2 protein-coding genes are annotated in these 2,497 nt (G+C 70.8%); one reads left to right on the top strand and one right to left on the bottom strand.

Annotated elements, in window-relative coordinates:
- Positions 1–1,186, bottom strand: a 1,186-nt coding sequence (locus G4D87_RS36640; RefSeq protein ID WP_240358904.1) for a serine/threonine-protein kinase, incomplete at its 3' end; no start/stop codon positions are given.
- A gap of 154 nt (positions 1,187–1,340) precedes the next feature.
- On the opposite strand from G4D87_RS36640, the gene G4D87_RS36635 reads away from it, so the two are divergent.
- Positions 1,341–2,497: sigma 54-interacting transcriptional regulator (locus G4D87_RS36635; RefSeq protein WP_163787421.1), on the top strand; the 1,157-nt coding region annotated here is incomplete at its 3' end.

The raw sequence follows: 2,497 nt of genomic DNA, 5'->3' as shown, positions 1-2,497 counted from the left end.
GCAAGTCGGACCCCACCCGCGTCACCGCCACCACGGCGAGCACCGCGGCCACCACCAGGCCGACCCCGGCCACCCACTGGGAGCTCCGGCTGCCTTCGGCGAACAGGCCCACTCGCGTCACACGCGGCGCGGGCGCCTCCTGGTCCGCGTCACCCACCTCGACCGGCCCGCGCTCCTCGGTGTGGGAGTCCGGCTCCAGGTCCAGCGCTGGCACGCCGTGCTGCGTGGGCGCAGGCAGCGGGGGCGCCTCTCGCCAGATGGACACCTCCTCCGCGAAGGCGGCCGGCACGCGGGCATCCAACCCCAGCGCCTCCAGGTCCGGGCGGAACAGCTCCCGCAGCAGGTACGCCACGGACATGGGCGAGAAACGTGGGGTGGACGAGTAGAGAAAGCCGGCCAGGGCATCCCCGAGCGCGTGAGCGGACGCGAAACGGGAGTCCTTCCGGAGCGCGAGCGCCCGCTGGAGGATGGCGTCCAGCGCCACGGGGATGTCGGACCGCACCTGTCGCGCCGAGGGCAGCGGCTGGCCGCTGTTCAACCGCTGCAACACCGTGTGGACCTGGCCCTCCAAGGGCAACCGGCCGCAGAGCATCTGGAACAGCACCACGCCGGTGGCCCAGACGTCCGTTCGGGCATCCACCGCTTCGCCCCGCGCCTGCTCCGGCGAGAAGAACAGGTACTTCCCCTTCACCACGCCGGGCTCGGTGTTGAAGCTGCGCAGGGAGCGCGCCTTGGCGATGCCGAAGTCGACGATCTTGACCTGTCCCTCGTAGCCGATGAGGACATTGTCGGGGGAGATGTCACGGTGGACGATGCCCAGCGGCTCGCCCTTCTCGTCACCGCGCGTGTGGGCGTAGTGCAGGCCGCGGCACATCTCCATGGCGATGAAGACGGCGATGGGCACCGGCAGGGAGTGGAAGCCGGAGCGCAGCGCCCGCTTCATGATGCGGTTCAGCGGCTGGCCTTCCACCAGCTCCATGGCCAGGAAGTACTGCCCGTCCACCTTCCCGAAGTCGAAGACCTGGGCAATGGCCCCGTGCGACAGCGTGGCGGAGATGCGCGCCTCGCTGATGAACATGGACACGAAGGCTTCGTCGTTGGCGTACTCCGGGAGCACCTTCTTGATGAGCACGGACTTGGTGACGCCCGCCGCGCCCCGGAGCCGGGCGCGCCACGTCTCCGCCATGCCGCCATGGCCCACCCGCTCTTGAAGTTCATACCGGCCGAATCGGTCTCGCGGCGCACTTGCCATCGCGGCTGACACCCCCTCTCAGAGTTTACCGCATAACCCTGGAATGCGGAGGCCAACCCCGCAAAGCGGCTGTGATATCGTCCGCGCCGTGGCGAGTCTGGGAGATGAGGACGGGGACGACGAGCTGGTCCGCACCGATGCGTTGCCGGCCATTCGCGTCCAACGGGTACGTACCCGGCTGGTGGTGTTGTCGGGTCCGGATGCTGGTCGCGACTGGCCGCTGATGCCCGGACGCTATCGCGTGGGTTCAGGCCGGGATGCGGACATCCTCCTCTCGGACCGGGCGGTGTCGCGGCAGCACCTCCTCCTGGAGGTGAACGAGAGCGGCGTGCGCGCGGTGGACCCGGGCTCGCGCAATGGTTCCTTCTGCGAAGGCATGCGCTTCCAGGAGCTGGAGGTGCGCACGGGCGCGGTGCTCAAGCTGGGCACCACCGAGCTGAAGCTGATGCCGGAGAGCGAGCGGCCCCGGGCGCGCCCCCTGTCCGCGCGCAGCGCCTTCGGCTCACTGGTGGGCCACAGCCGCCGCATGCGGGAGCTCTTCACGTTGCTGGAGCGGCTGTCCGCCGGTGAGTCGGATGTGCTCATCCAAGGGGAGACGGGCACGGGCAAGGAGCTGTGCGCGGAGGCCATCCACACGCACAGCCCTCGGGCCCGAGGGCCCTTCGTCATCGCCGACCTGGCGGGCATCGCGCCCACGCTGCTGGAGAGCGAGCTCTTCGGCCACGTGAAGGGCGCCTTCACGGGCGCGCACGCCGACCGCGCGGGCGCCTTCGAGCGCGCCCACGGCGGCACGCTGTTCCTGGACGAGGTCGGCGAGCTGCCGCTGGAAGTCCAGCCCCGGCTGCTGCGCGCGCTGGAGCGCCGGCAGGTGAAGCGCGTGGGCTCCAACGACTACCGCACCTTCGACGTGCGCGTCGTCGCGGCCACGCACCAGGACCTGGAGGGCTCGGTGCAGACCGGGCGCTTCCGCGGCGACCTGTTCCACCGGCTCGCGGTGCTCCGCGTCGGCCTTCCGCCGCTGCGGGAGCGGCTGGAGGACGTGCCGCTGCTCGTCGACACGGTGCTGCAACGCATGGGGCGTCCTCCCAGCGCGCTGTCGGACCAGACGCGCGCCCTGCTCGCGCAGTACCCGTGGCCGGGCAACGTCCGCGAGCTGCGCAACGTGGTGGATCGGGTGGTGAACCTGGGTGACGAGGCCCTGCCGGACATCCCGGACCTGCCCTCCCACGCCGAGGACCCCACCAC

This window comes from Myxococcus vastator (genome assembly GCF_010894475.1).
GTDB classification, from domain to species: Bacteria; Myxococcota; Myxococcia; order Myxococcales; family Myxococcaceae; genus Myxococcus; species Myxococcus vastator.
The sequence above is the reverse complement of the archived record's forward strand: the minus strand, read 5'-3'. Positions and strand labels throughout refer to the sequence as shown.